Source organism: Actinomycetospora endophytica (genome assembly GCF_021026375.1).
Taxonomy (GTDB): domain Bacteria; phylum Actinomycetota; class Actinomycetes; order Mycobacteriales; family Pseudonocardiaceae; genus Actinomycetospora; species Actinomycetospora endophytica.
Window position 1 is genome coordinate 89,865 of record NZ_JAJNDB010000007.1, and the last position, 22,991, is coordinate 112,855.

The window sequence follows — 22,991 nt, forward strand, 5'->3', positions numbered from 1 at the left end:
GAATCTAGCAGTGAGCGGTGGCAGGCTGGGACGATGATCGTCGCCTTCAGCGTCGCGCCGTCCGGCCCCGCACCGGACGCGCCGGACGGAGCCGTGTCGGACTCGGTCAGCGAAGCCGTCGCGGCCGCGGTGCGCGTGGTCCGCGAGTCCGGGCTCCCGCACGAGACGTCCTCGATGTTCACCTCGATCGAGGGCGAGTGGGACGAGGTGATGGACGTGGTCAAGCGGGCCACCGAGGCGGTCGGCCGGTACGGCTCGCGCGTCTCGCTGGTGCTCAAGGCCGACATCCGGCCCGGGTGGACCGGGCAGCTGTCGGCAAAGGTGGCGCGGGTCGAGCAGCACCTCGGCTGAGGCCCTGCACCTGGCCTGACGCGCTGCGCTGCACCTCCTGGCAGGATTGGGCACGTGGCACGACCCGATCCCCGCCAGCAGGCCGCGCAGGCGGCCGCCATGTCCTCCTCGATGGCCGGGGCCGTCGACCTCTCCGGGCTCAAGGCCCGCGCCGAACAGCGCGGTTCCGCCCCGCGCGGCGCGGCCCCCGGCGGCGCCGCGGCGCCGCCCGCGGGCGGTGACGGCGCACCCGTCGTCGAAGGGGCGCCCCCGCCCGCCGGCGGGCACGTCATCGAGGTCACCGAGGACAACTTCCAGACCGAGGTCCTCGAGCGGTCGATGACGGTGCCGGTCGTCGTCGACCTGTGGGCCGAGTGGTGCCAGCCGTGCAAGCAGCTCTCGCCGACGCTGGAGAAGCTCGCGGCCGAGGGCGGCGGCGCGTGGATCCTCGCGACGGTCGACGTCGACGCGAATCCGCGCATCGCGCAGATGTTCCAGGTGCAGTCGATCCCGACGGTGTACGTCGTGGTCGCGCAGCAGCCGGTCACCTCGTTCAACGGGGTGCAGCCCGAGCCCGAGCTGCGCTCCTGGATCGGCCAGATCCTCGACGCGCTGCGCGAGCGGATGCCCGCCATCGCCGAGGCGGAGGCCCGCGCCGGCCAGGACGGCGGGGGCGAGCCGGCCGAGCCCGCGCCCGAGCCGGAGGACCCCCGGTTCACCGCCGCCGAGGACGCCCTCGAGCGCGGCGACTACGACGCGGCGGTGTTCGCCTACGAGAACATCCTCGCCGAGGAGCCCGCGAACACCGAGGCCCAGGCCGCGCTCGCGCAGGTCCGGTTCATGTCCCGCGCCGAGCAGGCCGACCCGTCCGCGGTGACGCGGGCCGACGCCGCCCCCGACGACGTCGAGGCCCAGAAGGCGGCCGCCGACGCCGAGCTGGCCGCGGGTCAGGTCGAGGCCGCGTTCGACCGGCTGGTGAAGACCGTCCAGCGGACCGCCGGCGACGACCGGGACGCCGCCCGGGAGCACCTCGTCGGGCTGTTCGAGCTGTTCGCGGCCGACGACCCGCGGGTCACCGCGTCGCGGCGGGCCCTCGCCCGGGCGCTCTACTAGGCGCCTCGGGCCACGTGGCGGTCCAGCCGCCGCAGCGCCAGGACGGTCGCGGCCAGCACGACCGCCGCGATCGCCGTGGACAGGGCCGCGGATCCCCCGACGATGCCGCTCGCCGCGGCGTTCACGGTGTGGGCGACGAGGGCGCCGCCGATGAGCCAGATGCGGTGGTGGTCGTCGAACCCGTCGGTCGCGCACCAGCGGGCCACCCGCCACCCGACGGCGACGGCGACCCCGAGTGCGGCGACCATCGGGATCCAGACCCAGGCGCCGCTGCCCACCGCGGGGTGCCCGGAGTCCGGGCCCAGCGGCCAGATGAGCCCGAGGAACACCAGGGTGGTCACGCCGGAGACCAGGGCGGCCGTGCGCGGGCCGGGTGGGCTCACGACCGGCGACGGACGCACGGGCCCGAGTCGTGGCAGCACCGCCAGCGCCAGGGTGGCCAGCACGGCGATCGCGGCCAGGAAGCCGACGAGCGCGGACCAGGGCAGGTGGTACCCGGGATCCTGGGAGGCCGGGAAGGCCCGGACCAGCGCCACCCCCACGACGAAGACGCCCGCCGTGACGACGAGGCCGCGCCGGTGGTGATAGGGCCGCGGTCCGTGCTCCCGGAACATCATCTCGGTGAGCGCGATCGGGATCAGCACCGTGAACACCAGGTGGTACCCGAGCTGGGCCTCCCAGAAGGTCGTGTTCAGGCCGAGCACCCGCGGCCCCCAGTCCGCCGCCGTGTAGAGGTGGGTGCTCGTGAGGTCCTGCAGCCCGATCCCGTCCTCCGCCAGCTCGTAGGCCAGCCCGAGGACGAGCATCCCGGGCCATCCGGTTCCGCTGCGGCGGGCGAGCTCGCGCACCAGCAGCGCCCCGCCGCCGTACATCGGCACGAGCAGCAGGAGCCCGAGCCAGATGAAGGGGGTCGAGATGCCGCTGAAGGTCGCCTCGGCGGACAACGGGGCGAGCGCGACCAGCGTCCAGGCGGCCCGCCGGTCCGTGACGGTCCGCACGCGGCGGTCGACGGGTTCCGTCGTCGTGGTCATGCACCCTCCCTTATTACTTGTGTAAGTAACAAGACCACCGTAGCGCACCGCGCCGCGGCGACGACCGGCGGTGCCCGATCGGGTAGAAACCCGGGTCGTGGCTGACACGGGGGGCAGGCGACGGCTCTCGCCCGAGGCCCGCCGTCGCGAGATCGTCGCCGCGACCATCGAGACGGTCGCCGCGCTGGGCTACCGGTCGGCGTCGTTCGCGAAGATCGCGGAGCGCAGCGGGCTGAGCAGCACCCGGCTGATCTCGTACCACTTCGCCGGCCGCGACGCGCTGATGTCCGCGACGGTCGACCAGGTGTACGGCGAGCTCGACGCGCATCTCACGGCGCGCCTGGCCGAGGCCGAGGATCCCCGCGTCGAGCTGGCCGCGTACGTGCGGGCCGTCGTCGGGTTCGTCGGTGAGCACCGGGTCGAGATGCAGGCGATGACGCGCATCTTCGTCGGCTTCCGCGACGAGGCGGGGGAGAGCCGCACCTTCCGGCCGGCCGCGGACGAGCAGACGATCGGCGCGGTGGAGGACATCCTGCGGCGGGGCCAGGAGGTCGGCCGGTTCCGGGCCTTCGACCCGTTCGTCATGGCCTCGGTCATCCAGCGGTCGGTCGACGGGCTGCCGTTCCTGATCGAGACCCGCCCCGATCTCGACCTCGCCGCCTACGCCGAGGAGCTCGTCGAGACCTTCGACCTCGCCACCCGCCGCGACGGGCCGGAGTCCGACGACGGGGTCAGTTCCCCAGGCAGCGACCGGCGCCCGCGCTGACGCCCTGGCGGAAGTCGGCGATCCGGGCGTAGGCGCCGCCCGCGGCGGAGACGCCGTCGGTGCCGCGGGCGGCGGAGTCGTCGCGCTGCAGGACGCCGACGGCCTCGTCGAGGTCGCCGGGGGAGAGGCTGAAGTCGGCGCCGGGCTTCCCGACGTCACCGGTGTAGGCGCCCGCCAGGCACAGCGCGGTGCTGCCGGCCTGGGCGCCCGTCGTCGGCCGGCCCAGCGCGGCCAGCGCGGCCATCGCGTACCGGGACGCGAGCACCGTGCCGCTGGCGTAGTCACCGATGCCGTCGTGGATTCGCGCGAGCGCCCGGTCGTCGACGGCCAGCGTCGCGGGGGTGCCCGCGCAGAGGTCGACCGCGTCCGGGCCGCAGCCGGTCTGGCCCTCCCGGATCGTCGGCGGGGTCCACTGCCTGCCGCGCTGGCGGACGAGCCCGCCGAAATAGCGGTCGAGGTCGGTGCCCATGGACCGCAGCAGGTCGGGCAGCGGCAGGTTCCCGCCGCTCTGGGCGTCGGAGAGGGTCGCGAACGACTGCTGGGTGAAGGTGCGGTTCTGCAGTGTCATGCCCGCACAGGCCGACGGCCCGCCGTCGTAGCCGTCCTGGAACGAGGAGACGCGGTCGAACGCGTTCCCGTGCGCGCGGTCGTCCCCGGCGTCCGTCCCGACCGGGTCCCGGAAGGTGATCAGCGCACTCATCGCGGCGTCGATGCCGCGGTCCCCGGTGCGGAGGTCGGGGGTGGCGCCGTCGTGCACGGCGCGCAGGAAGCCGCCGGCGTAGCAGTCGGCCTGCCCCTCGGAGAGGATCGTCGGCGCCCCGGAGCTCAGCCCGGCCGCCGTCGGGGAGGAGCTCTCGAGGCGCTGCTGGACCGCGTGGCCGAACTCGTGCGCGATGACCACGACGACGGCGGAGTCCCCGAACTTCTGGCGCAGCACCGGCAGCAGGGCCGCGCGGTCGTAGGCGATGATGTCCGCGTTCGGGCAGTAGAACGCGTTGCCCTCCACCTCGGAGGCGGCGTCGGTGCACGGCGGCCCGGGACCGTCGCGCGAGGAATCGACCGAGAAGTAGCCCTTCAACGGCGTGAACTTCGCGCCGTTCGCGAGCTTCGGGAACTGTCCGCCCCACCAGCCCTCGAGGTCGTGCAGGACCGCCGCCGCCAGCCGGTCGTCGTCGCTGCCGTCGCTGCCCTTGACGAATCCCGGGTCGACGCCCGCGGTCACCGTCCCGGACGCGAAGGCCTGCCCGTCGACCGCCGCGGCGCACCCGGAGCCGAGCAGCGCGACGGCAGCGCACACCGCCGCCAGCAGGACCGCCCCGGATCTCCTCCGCACCCGCTCAGTGTGGTGGACCGGGCCCCGCGATGGTGGTCGAACGGCCGGACTCGCCCCGGGAGCGCGACCTACTCGGGCTCGTGCACCAACCAGAGCACCCCCGACGCCGGCAGGGTCAGCTCGGCGGAGGCCGGACGCCCGTGCGTCGCCACCGAGGCCGCGAACACCGACCCGAAGTTGCCCGCCCCGTCGCCGCCGTAGAGGTCCGCGTCGGTGTTGACGACCTCGCGCCACCGCCCGGCCCGCGGCAGCCCGATGCGGTAGCGGTCGTGCACGACGCCCGAGAAGTTGGCCACGCACACCACGTCGGGCGCGTCGTCGGTCGAGTGCCGCACGAACGAGAAGACGTTGCCGATCGCGTCGTTGGCGTCGATCCACGAGAATCCGGCCGGGTCGGTGTCGGCGGTCCACAGCGCGGGGTGCGCCCGGTACACGGCGTTCAGGTCGGCGACCAGCCGAGCGACACCGGCGTGCAGCGGGTCGTCGAGCAGGTCCCAGTCCAGCGAGCGCTCCTCGGACCACTCGCGGACCTGCCCGAACTCGCCGCCCATGAACAGCAGCTGCTTGCCCGGGTGGGCCCACATGTAGGCGAGCAGCGCGCGCAGCCCGGCCGCCCTGCCGTGATCGCCCCGCCCCTGGTCGGGCATGCGGGTCCACAGCGAGCCCTTGCCGTGCACGACCTCGTCGTGGCTGAACGGCAGCACGTAGTTCTCCGACCAGGCGTAGGTCAGCGAGAACGTCATCTGGTTGTGGTGGTACCCCCGGTGCACCGGGTCGCGCATGGCGTAGTCGAGGGTGTCGTGCATCCACCCCATGTTCCACTTCATGCCGAACCCGAGGCCGCCGAGATGCGTGGGCCGGGTGACGCCGGGCCAGGCGGTGGACTCCTCGGCGATCGTCACGACGCCGGGGAGGGCCTTGTAGACGGTGGCGTTGAACTCCTGGAGGAACGACACCGCCTCCAGGTTCTCGCGGCCGCCGTACTTGTTGGGCACCCAGCCGCCGTCGGAGCGCGAGTAGTCCAGGTAGAGCATCGAGGCGACGGCGTCGACGCGCAGGCCGTCGACGTGGAACTCCTCGAGCCAGTACAGCGCGTTCGCGACGAGGAAGTTGCGGACCTGGGAGCGCCCGAAGTCGAACACGAGCGTGCCCCAGTCGAGCTGCTCCCCGCGGCGCGGGTCGCCGTGCTCGTAGCAGGGGGTGCCGTCGAAGCGGGCCAGCGCCCACTCGTCACGGGGGAAGTGCGCCGGCACCCAGTCGACGATCACGCCGATGCCCGCGCGGTGCAGGGTGTCGACGAACGCGCGGAAGTCGTCCGGGCTCCCGTAGCGCGAGGTCGGCGCGTAGTACGAGCTGACCTGGTAGCCCCACGAGCCGCCGAACGGGTGCTCGGCGACCGGGAGCAGCTCGACGTGGGTGAAGCCCTGCGCGGAGAGGTACCCGACGAGCTCCTGCGCGAGGTCGGCGTAGTTCAGGCCCTGGCGCCACGAGCCGACGTGCAGCTCGTAGACGCTCATCGGCTCGGCGTGCGGGCTCGAGGTCGCCCGCTGCGCCATCCAGTCCGCGTCGGCCCACTCGTGGGTGGAGGTGGTGACGACGGAGGCCGGCGTGGGCGGGAGGTCCGCGGCGAACGCCATCGGGTCGGCCTTGTCCAGCCAGTGCCCGTCGGCGGTGAGGATGCGGAACCCGTAGCGGGTGCCCACGCCGACCCCCGGCAGGAAGATCTCCCAGACGCCGGAGCCGAGCGCGCGCATCGGCGTCGCGACCCCGTCCCAGCTGCCGCGCTCCGGTGCCCAGTCGCCGACCACCCGCACGCCGCGGGCGTTGGGCGCCCACACCGTGAACGAGGTGCCCTCGACCGGCCCGGACGGGGTGGGCCAGCGCCGGAAGTGGGCGCCGAGCGCGTCCCACAGCCGTTCGTGGCGTCCCTCGCCGATCAGGTGCAGGTCGACCGGCCCGAGCACCGGCGAGAACCGGTACGGGTCGTCGACCAGGGTCTCGATGACGTCGCCGTGGGAGTCCCCGCCCGATTCGTCCGTTCGACGGACCGCGAGCCGGTAGTGCGGCAGCGGCCCCGGCACGTTGCCCGCGAACAGCCCGTTCGTGCCCACCGGCGTCAGCGGGTAGCGACCCGCCGTCGGGCCCTGCTCCACGGCGACGTCGACCGCGTCCGCCCCGGGCTGCAGCGCCCGGACGACGACGGTGCCCGGCGTGTCCGGACGGCGGTGCGGGCCCAGGACGCCGTGCGGGTCGCGGTGCGAGCCCTCGAGCAGCAGGTGGCGGTCGAGCTCCCCGGGCGCGACCGGCAGCGGGCCCGTGGACGACGGCGTGGTGGGTCGGGTCATCGGTGGTCGGACTCTTTCGCAGGTGAGACGGTTCGCCGATCACCTACCCCGCCGGGCGGGGCGGCCAATCCGGCATCAGGAGCGATCGATGAGGCGCTCCATCGAGCGGAGCGGGATGGCCAGCCAGTTCGGCCGGTTCCGGGTCTCGTACAGCACTTCGTAGACCGCCTTGTCCAGCTCGTAGGCGCGCAGCACCGCGAGGTCGGCGCGCGGGTCGGCGCCGGTGATCTCCGCGTAGCCGTCGCAGAAGGCCGAGCGGTTGCGGTCGGCCCACTCCTGGGCGCGCCGCTTGAGGTAGCTCGGCGACTCCGCGCCCGGCTCCCACTCGGCGAGCTGGTGGAACGCGGCGTAGTCGAACGACCGGAGCATCGCCGCCACGTCGCGCAGCGGGGAGTCCGGGCGCACCCGGTCGGCCAGCGAGCGGGACGGCTCGCCCTCGAAGTCGATGACCAGCCAGCCGCGCGGCGTGCGCAGCTCCTGGCCCAGGTGCAGGTCGCCGTGGATGCGGTGCACGACGAGGCCGTCCGCCGCGGTGACGCCCTCGAGCACCGCGGTGATCGCCTCGCGGCGCTCGGCGACCTCCGGAACGGCCTGCGCGGACAGCTCGAGGCGGGCGAGCATCCAGTCCGCGACCCCGCGCACCCCCGCCGCGTCGAGTCGGGCCGTCCCCAGCGCCCGCGCGAGCTCCTGGTGGACGCTGCCGACCGTGCGGCCCAGGCGGGTGGCCTCGCCGGCGAAGTCGCCGCCGACCTCGTCGGGCCGCAGGTCGCCCTCGGCGAGCAGGTCGCGGACGCTGGTCAGCGCCATCGACCAGCCGTCGGCGGAGTTCGACGCGTAGTCCTGCAGCATCGCGACGGTCATCGGCGTGCTGCCACCCTCGCCGTCGGGAAGCTCGCCCTCGATCGCCCCGAGCAGCGGGGCGACCTCGACCGAGTGCTCCCGGCCCAGCGCGCGGTGCAGCTCCAGGTCGGGGTTGAGCCCCGGCGTGGCGCGGCGGAAGAGCTTGAGGATGGCCCGCTCGCCGTAGATCACCGACGAGTTCGACTGCTCGCCCAGCAGCGGCCGGCCCGGTCCGACGATCGGGGCCTCGGTCTCCGGCTCGGGCACGAAGCGCAGCGGGCCGACGGTGGTGTCCGAGACGATCAGCGACAGCAGCAGCCGGGTGATCTCGCCGTCGGCCAGGCCGTCGTAGACCGTCCGGCCGGCCGCCGTGCCGATGACCGAGTGGTCGAGGTCGCCGGGCATCTCCGGGCGGGAGCCGAGCAGGAGCTGGAAGGTCTCCTCCGGGCCGTCGTCGGTGAACCCGACGGAGATCACCGCGTGCGTCACGGCGGGCACCGCGTCCGCCGAGGTGACCTCGGAGTGTCCGACGAGGCGCACCGCGTCGACCGTGCGGTCCTTGGCCGCGAACCAGCGCTGCTGGGGCAGCCACCCGACCAGCGCCGGGAGCAGGGCCTCGAGCGCCGGCGCGGCCTCGGTGCGGTGTCCGCCGGGGCTCGTCACGAGCGCTCCTGCGACGCGTGGATGGAGAACCAGTAGAAGCCGTGCCCCGGCAGCGTCAGCAGGTACGGCAACTCACCGATCGGCGGGAACGGGACACCGCCGGTCAGCTCGGTCGGCACCCAGCCCTTCCACGCGATGAGGTCGAGCTCGACGGGCTGCGGGAAGCGAGACATGTTGTTCACGCACAGGACGACGTCCCGGGTGCCCTCCTCGTCGACGAACTCGCGCACGTAGGCCAGCACCGAGGAGTTCGAGCCCCCGAGCTCGTGGAAGTCGCCGAGCCCGAACGCCGTGTGCTGCTTCCTGATCTCGATCATCCTACGGTTCCAGTGCAACAGGCTCGCGCTGGAGTTCGACTGGGCCTCGACGTTCACGGCCTGGTAGCCGTACACGGGGTCCATGACGATCGGGAGATTGAGCCGGCCCGGGTCGCAGGTGGAGAAACCGGCGTTGCGGTCGGGCGTCCACTGCATCGGGCTGCGCACGCCGTCGCGGTCGCCGAGCCAGATGTTGTCGCCCATCCCGATCTCGTCGCCGTAGTAGAGCACCGGGCTGCCCGGGAGACTCAGCAGCAGCGCGGTGAACAGTTCGAGCTGGTTGCGGTCGTTGTCGAGCAGCGGGGCCAGGCGGCGGCGGATGCCGATGTTGGCCTTCATGCGCGGGTCCTTGGCGTACTCCGCGTACATGTAGTCGCGCTCGTCGTCGGTGACCATCTCGAGCGTGAGCTCGTCGTGGTTGCGCAGGAAGATGCCCCACTGCGCGTTCTCCGGGATTTCCGGGGTCTGCGCCAGGATCTCCGAGATCGGGAACCGCGACTCGCGGCGCACCGCCATGAAGATGCGCGGCATCAGCGGGAAGTGGAACGCCATGTGGCACTCGTCCCCCCCGACCTCGGCGTCGCCGAAGTACTCCACGACGTCCGCGGGCCACTGGTTGGCCTCGGCGAGCAGGACCCGGCCCGGGTACTCGTCGTCGACCACCTTGCGCACCCGGCGCAGGAACGAATGGGTCTCCGGCAGGTTCTCGCCGTTCGTCCCGTCGCGCTCGTAGAGATAGGGGACCGCGTCGAGGCGGAATCCGTCGATCCCGAGGTCCAGCCAGAACCGCAGCGCGTCGATCATCGCCTCGCACACGGCGGGGTTGTCGAAGTTCAGGTCCGGCTGGTGGGAGAAGAAGCGGTGCCAGTAGAACTGGCCGCGGACCGAGTCGTAGGTCCAGTTCGACGACTCGGTGTCGACGAAGATGATCCGCGCCTCGGACCACCGGGTGTCGTCGTCGGACCAGACGTAGAAGTCGCCGTACGGCCCGTCCGGGTCGCGGCGGGACTCCTGGAACCACTGGTGCTGGTCCGAGGTGTGGTTCATGACCAGGTCGGTGATCACGCGCATCCCGCGGGCGTGCGCCTGGTCCACGAACTCGACGAAGTCCTCGACGGTGCCGAACTCGCCGAGCACCTTGCGGTAGTCGCGGATGTCGTACCCGCCGTCGCGCAGCGGCGAGTCGTAGAACGGCGGCAGCCAGAGGCAGTCGACGCCGAGCCACGCGAGGTAGTCCAGCTTGTCGGTGAGGCCGGGCAGATCGCCGAAGCCGTCACGGTTCGAGTCTGCGAACGCCCGGACCAGGACCTCGTAGAAGACCGCGCGCTTGTACCAGCCGTCGTCGACCGGGAGCTCCCGCGCGCTGCGGAAATCCCGCGACGAGGGTTCGACGACCCCCTCGGGCGTCGGAGGTTCCCGCGGCGCGGTGACGGTGCCGGTCGTGCTGGTGTCGGGCGCGCCGGCGGTGCCCGTGCCGATCCCCTCGTTCATCAGGCGTCACGCTAGTGGTCAGCCAGTGCGACGCGTGCCACCGGTCCCGTTCTCGTCGGGGGTCTCGTCGTCGTGCTCGGCGGGCTCGACGACCTGGCCCTCGATGACGCGCCCGTGCCAGGGATCCCCGCCGCTCGCTGCCGGTCCCCACGGGTTCTGTCCGGCGCCGTACCCGCCCGGCACGCCCGCACCCACGACGGTGATCGTCGGGCCCATGCGCGCGCTCCCGGCGCGCACCGCGCGGGCCGCGGCCCGGCGCGCCAGCGCGCGGCGCACCGGCGGGATCAGCAGCACCAGCGCGGCGACGGTGGACAGCATGCCGGGGACCACGAGCAGCACCCCGGCGAGCGCCACGTACATCCCGCCGGCGACCTCGGCCTCCGCCGGGCGGCCCGAGCGCGCCGCGCGGCCGAGGTCGGTCAGCGAGCGGCGTCCCTCGTGCTTGAGGGCCCACGCCCCGACGACGGCCGAGACGACGAGCAGGCCGAGCAGGCCCAGGAAACCGATGGTCTGGCCGACGAGGACCAGCACCCAGATCTCGAGGGCGACGTACGCCAGCAGGGCGAGCAGGACGGGCATGCGGACCTCCGGGTCTTCTCACCGTGTCCAACGCGTGGGGATGCCGGAAAGTGCCCGATTCCGGGGTCCGGCAGCAACGGCTCGTTGCTGTCGTCCGGTGAGCGGACGGCAGCACTCACTCACGGCGCGACGGCCGCCACCGCCGGCCGGGGCTCCTCGGGCAGCGCCAGCGCGGTGGCGGCCCGGGCGATGGCGCCGCCCGGAGCGGGCAGGTGGAGGCGTTCCAGGAGCGGCACCGAGCGCAGCAGCGCGTTGCGGCCGGCCAGCTGGGACCCGGTCCTCGGGGACGTGATGAAGGCGCCCGACGTCGCGAGGTCCTGGTTCTGCGTCGCGAACCCCCGCATCCGGGCCTCGTAGGCGGGCAGCGCGGCGCGCACGTCGTCGGGGTGGGCCGCGATCTCGGCGGCCAGGACGTAGGCGCCCACCGTCGCGATGCTGGTTCCCTGGCCCGATCGGAAGGACGGGGCGTGGGCCGCGTCGCCGATCAGGCCGACCCGCCCCCGCGTCCAGGACGGCATCCGGATCTGGCTGACGGTGTCGAAGTAGAAGTCCTCGGCGCGGCGCATGCGCACGAGCAGCTCCGGCGCCCACCAGCCGACGCCGCCGAAGACGTGCTCGACGAGCAGGCGTTGGCCCTCGGTGTCGCGGTGATCCAGCGTCGGGGTGGGGCCGGCGAAGGAGAACAGGGCCGTCACCGGCTGGTCGCGGACCGCGTAGAGCGTGACGGACCGGCCGGGGAGGTTCATCATCACGGCCTCGCGGTCGAGCCCGAACACGTTGGGCACGGAGAACGCCGCGTAGCAGGCGCCGAGATCGCGGCGCACCGGCGCCTCCGGGCCGAACGTCAGCGCCCGGACCCCGGAGTGCAGGCCGTCCGCACCGATGACCAGGTCGAACACCCGCGGCGTGCCGCGGCGGAAGGTGACGTGGACACCGTCGTCCCGGTCGTCGAGCGCGGTGATCCGGTCGTCGAACACGTACTCGACGTCGTCGCGGGTGGCCTCCCACAGCACCGTCGTCAGGTCGCCGCGCGGGAGCTCCACGGCCCGGATGGACTGCTCGCCGAGGAGCGTCGCGGGGCCGAGGGACGCGATGGTGCGGCCGCGCTCGGTGACGAACGTCAGGGCGCGGGTGCCGGTGCGCGCCGCCTCGACGGGTTCGAGGAGTCCCATGCGCTCGACGACGTCGACCGCGACGCCGCGCAGGTCGATGGGGTAGCCGCCGCCGCGGACGGTGGGCGCGATCTCGACGACGGTGACCTCGACCCCCGCACGCCGCAGCCAGAACGCCAGGACCGGTCCGGCGATGCTCGCGCCGGAGATGAGAACGCTGGTCATCGGATGACCCCTTCCCGTGAGTTACCTGCCGACCGGTAAGTTACTGACCGTGCGGCAGGTAGTCAACGCGAGGTAGGGTCCCCGTCGTGCCCCGCACCACCGTCGACACCCGGGCGGAGATCCGCGCCGCCGCCCTCGAGCTGTTCTCCGAGCGCGGCGTCGACGCGACGAGCCTCCGCGAGATCGCCGAGCGCATCGGCATCACCAAGGCGGCGCTCTACTACCACTACGCGTCGAAGGACGCCCTGCTCGGCGACCTCGTCGACCCGATGTTCGTCGAGCTGCGCGAGCTCGGCGACGAGCTCGAGGGCCGGTCGATCGATGCCGGCGACGAGGCGCAGGTGCGCGCGGTGATCGAGCGGTTCTGGGAGCTGTGCCTCCGGAACCGTGCGGTGATGCGGGTGCTGATCCACAACCCGCGGGTGGTCGCCCGGATCGAGCTCGCGCCGCGGATGCTGCACTGGCGCGAGCGCATCGACGGGGTGCTGGTCGGCAGCGACGACGCGGCGGACCGGGTGCGCGCGGTCGTCGCGCTGGGCGGGGTGCAGGACGCCGTCGTCGTGTTCGGCGACGCGGACCTGCCGCGAATCCGCGAGGCCGCGGTCGACGCGGCGGTGCGGGCGCTCCGCATGTGAGTGGATTTGGTCGTTCAGACGACCATATCCACTCACATGCGCGTCAGCGCCTCTGCACCGAGATCACGTGCGCCACGTCGCGCCAGGGCTCGAGGCGGACGTAGTTCGCCTGCCCCCAGTCGAAGACCTGCCCGCTGACCTCGTCGAACGCGCCGAACCGGGCGAACGGGTCGAGGCCCAGCGCGCCCATGTCGAGCCGCACCGTGCCGTCCTGCGCGCCGAACGGGTCGAGGGTGAGGACGACGAGCACCGTGTCGCCACTGACCGGGTCGGTCTTCGAGAACGCGAGCAGGGCGTCGTTGTCGGTGTCGTGGAACCGCAGCGTCCGCAGCTGGCGCAGCGCCGGGTGGGCCCGACGGATCTCGTTGAGCCGGGTGATCCAGGGCTGCAGGCTGCGGCCCTCGGCGAGCGCGGCGTCGAAGTCGCGCGGCCGCAGCTGGTACTTCTCGGAGTCCAGGTACTCCTCGCTGCCCGAGCGCACCGGCTGCCACTCGAACAGCTCGAACCCCGCGTACACGCCCCAGCTCGGGGCGAGCGTGGCCGCGAGCGTCGCCCGGATCGCGAACATTCCCGGTCCACCGGTCTGCAGCGATTCGTGGAGGATGTCCGGGGTGTTGACGAAGCAGTTCGGTCGGCACTCGTCGAGACGGTCGCGGTGCATCTCGAAGAACTCGCGGATCTCGTCCTTGCCGGTCCGCCACGTGAAGTACGTGTAGGACTGGCTGAAGCCGGCCTTGGCCAGGCCGAAGAGCCGCGCCGGCCGGGTGAACGCCTCGGCGAGGAACACCACGCCCGGATCGACCTCGTGCACCTTGGCGATCAGCCAGGCCCAGAAGTCGGCGGGCTTGGTGTGCGGATTGTCGACGCGGAAGATCCGAACGCCGTGGGAGAGCCAGTACAGGACGACCCGCAACGACTCCCGGTAGATCCCCTCGGGGTCGGTGTCGAAGTTGACCGGGTAGATGTCCTGGTACTTCTTGGGCGGGTTCTCGGCGTACGCGATCGTCCCGTCGGGGCGCACCGTGAACCACTCCGGGTGGGCCGCGGCCCACGGGTGGTCGGGCGCGCACTGCAGCGCGAAGTCCAGCGCCACCTCGAGCCCGAGCTCGGACGCCCTCGCGACGAACGCGTCGAAGTCGTCGATCGTCCCCAGCTGCGGGTGGACCGCGTCGTGCCCGCCCTCGGCGGAGCCGATCGCCCACGGCGACCCGGGGTCGTCCGCCCCGGGCGTCAGCGTGTTGTTCGGCCCCTTGCGGTTCACCGTGCCGATCGGGTGGATCGGCGGCAGGTACGCGACGTCGAAGCCCATCGCGGCGGCCCGCTCGAGCTCGCGCTGCGCGGTCGCGAACGTGCCGTGCACCGCGCGGCCCTCGGCGTCGGTGCCGCCCGTGGAGCGGGGGAAGAACTCGTACCAGGCGCCGTCGAGGGCGCGCGGCCGCTCGACGAGCACGTGGTGGTCCGCGCCGCGGGTCAGGAGGTCGCGCACCGGGCGCTCGCCCATCGTGCGTTGAACCGGCTCGGAGAGCGCCTTCGCGAGCCGCTCGGGCAGTCCCTTGCCGGTCTCGCGCAGGCTCGCCGCCGCCTCGCGCAGCTCGGCGGCGAAGGTCAGCGTCGGCGGCATCTCGATCGGCGTCGTCGACTCGGTGGCGCGCTGCTCGCGGACCTCCGTGGCGCTCGCGCGCTCCTCGATCCGGGCGGCGCCGCGCTCGAGCAGGCGGGCGCCGGACTCCAGGTCGTTCGAGAGCTCGCCCGGCCCCTGACCGGCCGCGACCTTCACCTCGACGGCGTGCCGCCAGGTGGCCCACGGGTCGCTCCAGGCGTCCACCCGGAAGCGCCAGAGGCCCTCGGCGTCGGCGACGAGGCTCGCCGCGAACCGGTCGGTCTCCGGCCCGAGGCTCGCCATGCGCACGCAGCGTTCCTCGCCGACCGTCGGTGCGACCGCGACCGCCTGCTCGTCGGCGTGGTCGACGTCCGCGCAGCGCTGCCAGACCAGCGTGGCGGCGACGGCGTCGTGACCCTCACGCCACACCGTGGCCGCGACCGGGACGACCTCCCCGACGACGGCCTTCGACGGGTACCGCCCGCCCGAGACCTCGGGGCTGACCTCGTCGATGCCGATCCGGCCCTGCGCCAGCCGGGCCCGCTCGGTGGCGACGGGCTCGGTGGCGGGGGTCGGGGTGGGCCGCTCGGTCTTCGTGGTGTCCGCGGGTCCGGTCCGGGCGAGCGCGGGGGCCACGGTGCGGGCGGGTGCCTCGTCGGGCTCGGCGCCGCCGGTCTCCGCCGTCGTCGGGCCGGCGACCTCGGGCTCCTCGACGGCCGGGGTGTCCTCCGGGGCCTGCCGGCCGGGCTCGACGGTCGGGCTGTCGTCGGCGGTCGTCGCGTCGGCGGTCTTCGGGTCGGCCGTCGTCGTCGAGCGGTGGGAGCTCGCCGCGGCCAGACCGGCGGCCCCGAGGCCGGCGCCGGCGGCGAGAGCGCCGAGTGCGGGCGCCGCGGAGGTCCCGGTCGCGGGCTCGTCCGAGGGGGTGCTCGACGACGGAGCGCTCGACGACGGGGCGCTCGACGACGGAGCGCTCGACGATTCCCGGCCCGACGACGCGGACCCGGGCGAGTCGGTCCCGAGCGGGTCGACGCCGAGGTCCGGCCGCTCACCGCCGAGGTCGGGCAGCGCCGTGGAGCCGGGCACCGTCGGCCGGTCCGAGGGTCCGGGCGTGGAGGAGGAGCCGGCGGACGAGGCCGACCCCGAGGACGAGGCCGCCCCCGACGGCGTCGCACCCGACGTCGCGCCGGGGGTCCCGAACAGGTCCACGGCGGACGAGCGGGTCAGCGGGTCCGACGACGTCGGGCGGTCCGACGAGGAGGACGCCGTCGGCCGGTCCGGGCGGGCCAGCGGGTCCGAGGACGAGGACCGGTCCGAGTAGGGCGAGGCACCCGGCGTCGACAGCGGGTCCGAGGCGGACGCACCGGCCGCGGTGAGCGGACCCGGCGTCGTGGGCCGGTCCGACGCCGGCGAGCCACCGGGTGAGGTGAGCGGACCCGACGTCGTCGGGGACTCCGGCGTGGACAGCCGGCCCGGCGCCGTCAGCGGGTCGGGCGTCTCGTGATCGTCGGCGGACCCGCGACCCGGCGAGACGTCCTCGGACGAGCCGGCGGTGCTGAACGCCCACCCCGGGCGCGCGTGGCGTCCGGCGGTCGGCGTGGTGGCGGTCGGCGCGTCCTGGGCCGCGGCGTCGTCCTGGTCGGACGCGTCGCGGTCGTCGGTCGGCCGATCAGCGGACGACGAGGTCATGCCCGGCGCCCTACCCGATGTGGCCGGTTTCGATGCGGCCGGAGCGCCCGGACGCCGGGTCACCGCGGTGGACGCGTCCCGTTCGTCCTCGGGCGGTGGGGTCGCGGTGCGCGCCTGGGCGGTCGGCGGCTCGGGGGAGGACTGCGGCACGACGGGCCGGCGCCACGGCGGAACGACCGCCCGGAACCCGCCGGTCTGGGTCGAGCGCGACCAGGCGGGCGCGGCCGGGCTCGACGCGTCGGGGCTGGCGCGGTTGGCCGGACCCTGGCCCGCCGGGGAGGGCGGCGAGGCGGGGCGTGAGGGGCGCGGCGTCTGGCGACCGACGGGGGGCAGCGGGCCCGAGGGGATCGTCGGGCCGGAGGCGATCGCGGCGTCGAGGTCGGATCCGGAGCCGGCGCGACCGCCCGACGACGAGACCGACGACGAGACGGACGACGAGGCCGACGACGGCGCCGACCCGGCGTCGTCCGCCAGGGCCGCGGCCGGGCGCGGGGGACGCTCGGCCGGGGTCCGCCCGACAACGGGGATCGGGCCGGACGGCGAGCCCGGGTTCACCGGGGCGTCCGGGGGCGGGGGCGGGCCGAGCTCGACGTCGCTCGCCGAACCCCAGCCGGCGGGCATCGCCCCGCGGTGGCCGCTGACCCGGGGGTCGTAGCGGGGCGGGAACTCGTCGGCCCGGTGGCCGGGCGTGGTGGGCGCAGCGTCGTCGGCGTCGGCGTCGTCGTCATCGACCGGGCGGGAGGGCTCGATGTCCCGGGACGCCCGCCGGTCGTCCTCGCGGGAGGCGCTCGGGGCCTCGGCGCGGTCGTCGTCGGGACCGTCGTCGCGACGCCCCGTGACCACGGCCCGGAAGCGACCGCTCCACGGACTCGTCCGACGCCGCGACTCCTCCTCGGCGCCGGGCAGCAGGTCGAACCCGCCGCTCGCGGGGCCCGTCGCCGGTTCCTCGAACCCGCCGTCCGACCCGTTCGCGTCCCCGCCCGGGGCGTCGTCGCCACGCCGTCCGGATCCCCGCCATCTCCCCAGCACGCTCACGCGACGCAGGGTAGTCGTGGAATCGATCCAGCCGCGACGGGCGATGACGGCGCGTCGGAAGGGTTTGCCTAGGCTTCGGACCCGTGAGAGCACTGCGTCGTTTCTCCGTCCGCGCCCAGCTGCCGGCCGCCCTCGCGCCGCTGCAGGACCTCGCGACCAACCTGCGGTGGACGTGGCACGGTCCGACCCAGGACCTGTTCGCGTCGGTCGACGAGGCGGCGTGGCGCGCCTCGGGCGGGGATCCGGTGCGGCTGCTCGGCGAGGTCAGTCCCACCCGGCTGTCCGAGCTGGCCGCCGACGCCGGCTTCGTCGGGCGTGTCGGGGAGATCGCCGACGACCTGCGGGAGTACCTGAGCGGGCCGCGCTGGTACCAGGGTCGTGAGGGTCTGCCGGCCGGCGTCGGCTACTTCTCGATGGAGTTCGGCGTCTCCGAGGTGCTGCCGAACTACTCCGGCGGGCTCGGGATCCTCGCGGGCGACCACCTCAAGGCCGCCTCCGACCTCGGCGTGCCGCTGATCGCCGTCGGGCTGCTCTACCGCTCGGGCTACTTCCGGCAGTCGCTCTCGCTCGACGGCTGGCAGCAGGAGACCTACCCGGCGCTCGACCCGCAGGGCCTCCCGCTGCACCTGCTGGCCGACTCGGGCGGGGCGCCGATCCTCGTCCACGTCGCGATGCCCGAGGGCCGGGTGCTGCGGGCGCGGGTGTGGGTGGCGTCGGTCGGGCGGGTGCCGCTGCTGCTCCTCGACGCCGACATCGAGGACAACGACGCCGACCTGCGCTCGATCACCGACCGGCTCTACGGCGGCGACGCCGAGCACCGCATCCGCCAGGAGATCCTCGTCGGGATCGGCGGCGTGCGGGCGGTCCGCGCCTACTGCCAGGTGACCGGGCACGCCGCACCCGAGGTGTTCCACACGAACGAGGGCCACGCCGGGTTCCTCGGGCTCGAGCGGATGCGGGAGCTCGTCACCTCGGCCGGGCTGGACATCGACCAGGCGCTGGCCGCGGTCCGCGCCGGCACCGTCTTCACCACGCACACCCCGGTGCCGGCGGGCATCGACCGCTTCCCGCTCGGCCTGGTGCAGCACTACTTCTCCGGCGACCTGCTGCCGGGCATCGAGACCGACCGGGTGCTGGCGCTGGGCCGCGAGCCCGACCCGGACATGTTCAACATGGCCCACATGGGCCTGCGGCTGGCGCAGCGCTCCAACGGAGTCTCGCAGCTGCACGGCGAGGTCTCGCGCGGGATGTTCTCGTCGCTGTGGGGCGGGTTCGACGCTCCCGAGGTGCCGATCGGCTCGGTCACCAATGGCGTCCACGGCCCGACCTGGACGGCCCGGGAGATCGCTGGCATGACGGCGGGTGCGGCCGCGGCGGGTGCCGGCCCGGAGCTGTTCGGGGTGTCCGACGCGCTGCTCTGGGAGATGCGCGGGACGCTGCGGTCCCGGCTGGTGAACGAGGTACGACGGCGGGTGCGCGCGTCCTGGCTGGAGCGCGGCGCCTCGGAGCCGGAGCTCGGCTGGACGGAGCGGATCTTCGACCCGGGCGTGCTCACCATCGGCTTCGCGCGCCGGGTGCCGACCTACAAGCGGCTCACGCTGATGCTGCGCGACCCGGAGCGGCTCAAGGCGCTGCTGCTCGACCCGGAGCGGCCGGTGCAGCTGGTGATCGCCGGGAAGTCGCACCCGGCCGACGAGTCCGGCAAGCGGCTCATCCAGCAGATGGTGCACTTCGCCGACGACCCGGCCGTGCGCCACCGCATCGTCTTCCTCCCCGACTACGACATGTCGATGGCCCGCTACCTCTACTGGGGCTGCGACGTCTGGCTGAACAACCCGCTGCGCCCGCTGGAGGCGTGCGGGACCTCGGGCATGAAGTCGGCGCTCAACGGCGGGCTCAACCTCTCGGTGCGCGACGGCTGGTGGGACGAGCTCTACGACGGCCGCAACGGCTGGGCGATCCCGACGGCCGACGGCGTCGACGACCCCGACCGCCGCGACGACATCGAGGCGAACGCGCTCTACGACCTGCTGACCAGCCAGGTCGCGCCGCTGTTCTACGACCGCGGCGCCGATGGCGTCCCGGACCGCTGGACCGCTCTGGTGCGTCACACCCTCGCGACGCTCTCCCCGAAGGTCCAGGCCTCACGGATGGTCATGGACTACGTGAACGACTGGTACGCGCCCGCGGCCGCCGCGGCGCGCGTGGTGGCCTCCGACGGGTACGCCGGGGCGAAGGAGCTCGCGAACTTCCGCGCGCGGTTGGACGCCGCGTGGCCGTCGGTGCGGGTCGCGGAGGTGGACGCGTCCGGGGCGGCGGACACCCCGGTGCTGGGGGCGCCGATGACGGTGCGCGCGACGGTCGACCTGGGTGGGCTCGCCGCGACGGACGTGCTGGTCCAGGCGGTCGTCGGGCGCGCGGACGACCACGACGAGCTGACCGGGACCGTCGTCGAGCCGATGACCCACGTCGGCGGCTCGGGTGGGGCGGACCGGTTCGAGGCGACGATGCCGCTCCCGCACGCGGGGGTGCTGGGATACACGGTGCGCGTGCTGCCGGCGAACGAGCTGCTCGCGTCGCCGGTGGAGCTGGGGAAGGTGGTCCTCCCGGCATAGGTGACCGGTCCGACGGCAGCGCGCTCGCGGTCTGCCGGCCGGGACGCGAGGCACCACCGGCCATGATCGACGTTCGGGCGGCAGGGTGATCGCTGAACGAGCACTCCGCCGCCGAGAAGTCGATCTCGGGTGAGAATCGGTGGATCCGTGGCGGCCCTGGCTGCGTCGAAACGGATGTGGACACCGATACGAGCCTCGTCCCGAGGCACCGGCAGGCGCGGTTGCGGGCACTCCTGCGACGGCAGGACGGGGTGATCTCCCTCGACCAGGCGCTCGCGCACGGGATCAGTCGTCAGTCGGTGCGGCGGCTGGTCGCGTCGGGCCGGTGGCGACGCCTGGCGCATCGCGTCTACCAGGACGCCACCCACGAGTGCACATCACGCGCGCGGGTGCGCGCGGTGCTGCTCTCCCTCGGTGATCATGCCGTCCTGGTGGGCGAGGCCGCCGCATGGTGGTGGGGCCTGCGTGACACGCCTCCACGTGAGTTCGAGGTCGCGGTCGGGCACGAGTGTCACCAGCGGTCCCGGCCCGACGCGGTGCTGCGACGGCGCCCGGTCCCTGACCGGGAGGTGACCACCCGGCACGGGATCCGGGTGACGACGCTCGCCGCCACGGTGCTCGACGCCGCGGCAGTTCTGGGGTCCGACGACGGGGCGCATCTGGTGGACCGGGCGTTGCAGCAGGGCCGGGTCGCGCTCTCCACCCTCCGGCATCTCCAGCTCCGACGCTCCGGCCGGCGTGGGGCACCCGTCACGGCCCGTCTGATCGCCCTCGCGGCCGGCGGCGCGGTCTCGGAGGCCGAGCGGCTGGCGCACTCGGTGCTCGGGATGGCCGCGATCCTGGGCTGGATCGCCAACCTCCCGATCGACATCCCCGGGTACGGCCGTGCCGTGGTGGATCTCGCGTTCCCGGTGCAGAAGGTGATCGTGGAGATCGACGGCTGGGCCTACCACCGCGACCTGAGGGCGTTCCTGATCGACGGACCACGACAGGCGGCCCTGACGGCGGAAGGGTGGATCGTCGTCCGCACCCACTGGTACGAGCTCACCGGGAACCCGCAGGTCTTCCTGGACACCCTGGGGAGGGTCCTCGCAGCAAGATCATGACGTCGGCGGCGGAGTGATCGCTGAGCAAGCACTCTGCCGCCGGGAAGTCGATCACCGCCCGGCCGCCGGGCGAGCCTGGGCTATGCGGAGCGGAAGCCCAGGAACGTGTGCGGCGCAACGGTGACCACGGAACCCGCCGCGTGCGCCGTCGCATCGCCCGGCTCCCCGGTCGCGGCACCCGAATCGAGCACCGGCCCCCACGTCGCGTCCCTGTACTCGCCCGGCAGCGTCACCTCCACCGGCTCCGGCCCGGCGTGCAGCACCACCAGCAGCGACGAGGCCGACCGGACGCGCACCACCAGCGTGCGCAACGGATGAGGCCAGTCCTCCGGACCCAGCTCCCGACCCGTCTCCGAGAGCCACACGATGTCGGGCACCTCGTCGTCGGCGAGCCCGGAGTGGCCGTAGTAGAAGTCGTCGCGGCGCAACTCGGGGATCGAGCGTCGCAGCGCGAACACCCGCGCCACGAAGTCGGCCAGCGACCGGTCGGCAGGCCACGACCGCCACGACGTCTCGTCGTCCATGCAGTACGCGTTGTTGTCGCCGCCCTGGGTGTGGCCGAGCTCGTCGCCGCCGAGCAACATCGGCGTGCCCGCGGAGAGCCCGAGCGTCGCGAGCAGGTTCCGCATCCGTCGCGCCCGGAGCGCCTCGATTGCAGCATCGGAAGACGGCCCCTCGACCCCGCTGTTCCAGGAACGGTTGTCGTCGGTCCCGTCGCGGTTGTCCTCGCCGTGGGCCTCGTTGTGCTTGTGGTCGTAGGAGACGAGGTCGCGCAGGGTGAACCCGTCGTGCGCGGTCACGAAGTTCACCGACGCCGCGGGCGTGCGGCCCGGCCAGTAGATGTCCGACGAGCCCGCGAACCGCGTCACGATCTCGCTCACCGGCCCGTGACCACGCCAGAAGTCGCGCACCCCGTCGCGGTAGCGCCCGTTCCACTCCGCCCACTCCGGGCCGAACCCGCCGACCTGGAAGCCCTCCCCGGTCGCGTCCCACGGCTCGGCGATCAGCTTCACCGTCGCCAGCACGGGGTCCGCGGCGATGTCGGCCAGCAGCGGGGCGTGCGGCGAGAACTCCGAGCCGCCCGGCCGGCCCATCGTCGAGGCGAGGTCGAAGCGGAACCCGTCCACCCCCATCGTCGTGACCCAGTACCGCAGGCAGTCCAGGACGAGCCGGCGGACCAGCCCAGACCCGGCGTCGAACGTGTTGCCGCAGCCGGTGAGGTCGATGTCGCGACCGGAGCCGTCGAGCTGGTACCACGACGGCGCGTCCAGCCCCCGCCACGACAACGACGGCCCGCCGACCCCGCCCTCGCAGGAGTGGTTGAACACGACGTCGAGCACCACCTCGAGCCCGGCGGCGTGCAGCGTGTCGACCATCGCGCGGACCTCGGCGAGCTCCTGGCCGGGGACGGCGGCGTAGCGCGGCTCCGGCGCGAGGTAGGCCAGCGTCGAGTAGCCCCAGTGGTTGTGCGCGCCCCGCGCCATCAGCGAGGGCTCCGGCGCGTTGGCGAACACCGGCAGCAGTTCGACGGTCGTCACGCCCAGCGAGCGCAGGTGCTCGACGACGGCGGGGTGCGCGACGCCGCCGTAGGTCCCGCGCAGCGCGGCCGGCACCTCGGGGTGGCGCATCGTGAGGTCGCGCACGTGGGTCTCGTAGACGACGGTGTCGCGCCACGGCACCGTGGGCCGCTCCACCGGTCCGAACGACGTCGGCGCGGCCACCACCCCGAACGGCACCGACCCGGCCGAGTCGACGTCCGAGCGCGCGCCGAACGGGTCGTCGCCGACGTGCGACACCGCCGCCGCGAGCGAGGTGAACCGCCCGCCGACCTGCCGCGCCCACGGGTCCACCAGCAGCTTCGCCGGGTCGGTCCGCACCCCTGTCGTCGGGGACCAGGGGCCGTGAACCCGCAGGCCATAGCCCTGGCCCGGGGCCACGCCGGTCACCGAGCCGCGCCACGACCCGTCGTCGTGACGTCCCAGCTCCACCCGCCGCTCGCCGCTCTCGCCGAGCACGCAGAGCTCGACGGCCTCGGCGGTCGCGGTCGCCGGGACGGCGGCCGAGAGCACCCCCTCGTCGTCGAGGAGGACGCCGGCGGGCGCGTCGGTCGGGAGGGCCGCCACCGGTTCGACGGTCCCCTGGCTGCTGGGGCGCATGACGGTTGATCGT

At 73.8% G+C, this 22,991-nt stretch carries 15 protein-coding genes; 6 read left to right on the forward strand and 9 right to left on the reverse strand.

Annotated features, from left to right (window positions below):
* The first annotated feature begins 33 nt into the window (after window positions 1-33).
* Complete coding sequence (locus LQ327_RS26745; RefSeq protein WP_230738867.1) at window positions 34-351, forward strand: MTH1187 family thiamine-binding protein; 318 nt, start codon at window positions 34-36, stop codon at window positions 349-351.
* A 111-nt stretch (window positions 352-462) separates the two neighbouring features.
* Window positions 463-1,443, forward strand: coding sequence for a tetratricopeptide repeat protein (locus LQ327_RS26750; RefSeq protein WP_230739258.1), 981 nt, complete (start codon window positions 463-465; stop codon window positions 1,441-1,443).
* On the opposite strand, the gene LQ327_RS26755 is transcribed toward LQ327_RS26750, so the two are convergent.
* The gene (locus LQ327_RS26755) at window positions 1,440-2,474 is read right to left on the reverse strand and encodes a hypothetical protein (RefSeq protein WP_230738868.1); all 1,035 of its coding nucleotides are present in this window, start codon (window positions 2,472-2,474) and stop codon (window positions 1,440-1,442) included. The genes LQ327_RS26750 and LQ327_RS26755 overlap by 4 nt on opposite strands.
* Before the next feature lie 97 nt (window positions 2,475-2,571).
* Between LQ327_RS26755 and LQ327_RS26760 the strand changes: the two genes are divergently transcribed.
* Window positions 2,572-3,240: a TetR/AcrR family transcriptional regulator gene (locus tag LQ327_RS26760; protein ID WP_230738869.1), complete on the forward strand. Its 669-nt coding sequence runs from the start codon at window positions 2,572-2,574 to the stop codon at window positions 3,238-3,240.
* Here LQ327_RS26760 and LQ327_RS26765 read toward each other — a convergent pair.
* The 6 genes from LQ327_RS26765 to LQ327_RS26790 form a co-directional block, all read right to left on the reverse strand.
* Window positions 3,206-4,573 carry a neutral zinc metallopeptidase gene (locus LQ327_RS26765; protein ID WP_230738870.1) on the reverse strand — a complete coding sequence of 456 codons (1,368 nt, stop codon included), beginning with the start codon at window positions 4,571-4,573 and terminating at the stop codon, window positions 3,206-3,208. The genes LQ327_RS26760 and LQ327_RS26765 overlap by 35 nt on opposite strands.
* A gap of 68 nt (window positions 4,574-4,641) precedes the next feature.
* Window positions 4,642-6,918, reverse strand: coding sequence for a 1,4-alpha-glucan branching protein GlgB (gene glgB, locus LQ327_RS26770; RefSeq protein ID WP_230738871.1), 2,277 nt, complete (start codon window positions 6,916-6,918; stop codon window positions 4,642-4,644).
* Window positions 6,919-6,993: 75 nt separating this feature from the next.
* Window positions 6,994-8,421, reverse strand: a complete 1,428-nt coding sequence (locus LQ327_RS26775) for a maltokinase N-terminal cap-like domain-containing protein (RefSeq protein ID WP_230738872.1) — start codon at window positions 8,419-8,421, stop codon at window positions 6,994-6,996.
* Window positions 8,418-10,229: a maltose alpha-D-glucosyltransferase gene (gene treS / locus LQ327_RS26780; RefSeq protein ID WP_230738873.1), complete on the reverse strand. Its 1,812-nt coding sequence runs from the start codon at window positions 10,227-10,229 to the stop codon at window positions 8,418-8,420. The genes LQ327_RS26775 and treS overlap by 4 nt, the downstream gene beginning before the upstream one ends.
* 18 nt (window positions 10,230-10,247) lie before the next feature.
* Window positions 10,248-10,808, reverse strand: a complete 561-nt coding sequence (locus LQ327_RS26785) for an FxsA family protein (protein WP_230738874.1) — start codon at window positions 10,806-10,808, stop codon at window positions 10,248-10,250.
* A 119-nt stretch (window positions 10,809-10,927) separates the two neighbouring features.
* The gene (locus LQ327_RS26790) at window positions 10,928-12,145 is read right to left on the reverse strand and encodes an FAD-dependent monooxygenase (protein WP_230738875.1); all 1,218 of its coding nucleotides are present in this window, start codon (window positions 12,143-12,145) and stop codon (window positions 10,928-10,930) included.
* Window positions 12,146-12,231: 86 nt separating this feature from the next.
* Here LQ327_RS26790 and LQ327_RS26795 point away from each other — a divergent pair, with 86 nt between their 5' ends.
* Complete coding sequence (locus tag LQ327_RS26795; protein ID WP_230738876.1) at window positions 12,232-12,780, forward strand: TetR/AcrR family transcriptional regulator; 549 nt, start codon at window positions 12,232-12,234, stop codon at window positions 12,778-12,780.
* Window positions 12,781-12,823: 43 nt separating this feature from the next.
* Here the strand turns inward: LQ327_RS26795 and LQ327_RS26800 are convergent, their stop codons facing one another.
* Window positions 12,824-14,914, reverse strand: coding sequence for an alpha-1,4-glucan--maltose-1-phosphate maltosyltransferase (locus LQ327_RS26800; protein WP_230739259.1), 2,091 nt, complete (start codon window positions 14,912-14,914; stop codon window positions 12,824-12,826).
* Between the two features lie 2,270 nt (window positions 14,915-17,184).
* On the opposite strand from LQ327_RS26800, the gene glgP reads away from it, so the two are divergent.
* The gene (gene glgP, locus LQ327_RS26805) at window positions 17,185-19,716 is read left to right on the forward strand and encodes an alpha-glucan family phosphorylase (RefSeq protein ID WP_230738877.1); all 2,532 of its coding nucleotides are present in this window, start codon (window positions 17,185-17,187) and stop codon (window positions 19,714-19,716) included.
* A 176-nt stretch (window positions 19,717-19,892) separates the two neighbouring features.
* Window positions 19,893-20,822 (forward strand): type IV toxin-antitoxin system AbiEi family antitoxin domain-containing protein, encoded by a 930-nt coding sequence (locus LQ327_RS26810; protein ID WP_308286385.1) that lies wholly within the window; start codon window positions 19,893-19,895, stop codon window positions 20,820-20,822.
* Window positions 20,823-20,902: 80 nt separating this feature from the next.
* Here LQ327_RS26810 and glgX read toward each other — a convergent pair whose 3' ends face one another.
* Window positions 20,903-22,978, reverse strand: coding sequence for a glycogen debranching protein GlgX (gene glgX / locus LQ327_RS26815; RefSeq protein WP_230738879.1), 2,076 nt, complete (start codon window positions 22,976-22,978; stop codon window positions 20,903-20,905).
* Between the last annotated feature and the right edge of the window lie 13 nt (window positions 22,979-22,991).